The sequence below is a fragment of the Achromobacter sp. Marseille-Q0513 genome, from assembly GCF_018195695.1.
Lineage (GTDB): Bacteria > Pseudomonadota > Gammaproteobacteria > Burkholderiales > Burkholderiaceae_B > Achromobacter.
Genome location: NZ_JAGTJY010000594.1, coordinates 1 through 383 on the forward strand (window position 1 = coordinate 1; position 383 = coordinate 383).

The window sequence follows — 383 nt, forward strand, 5'->3', positions numbered from 1 at the left end:
AGATCGCGCCGTTCTGCTTGTAGTTGGTCTTGCTGGCGCCGAAGGCCGCATAGGCCATGAGCCGGTCGCTGATGTCGTACTCGCCGCGGATGACGGCGCCCTTGTCCTTGGTCTCGACGAAGGCCCAGTCCGGGTTCAGCAGCGTGTCGGGCTTGGGCGGCTTGGGCACGGCGATGCCGGGCGCCAGGCTGATGCCGCGCGTCTGGCCCTTGACGCGGTCTTCGCTGCTGTACAGATCGGCCGAGACGCGGGCGCGCTCGCCGCGCCAATCCAGGCCCAGCGAGCCCAGCTGCGACTTGTGCTTCTGGTTGTTGATCGCGCCTTCGCCGTCGCGGTACACGCCGTTGAAGCGGATGCCGAACTGCTTGTTGTCGCCGAAGCGC

The 383-nt window shown here is 67.4% G+C and carries 1 pseudogene; it reads right to left on the reverse strand.

Going from position 1 to position 383, the window contains the following annotated elements:
* A pseudogene (locus KDH83_RS31910) lies at positions 1–383 on the reverse strand (TonB-dependent siderophore receptor); the annotation flags it as partial.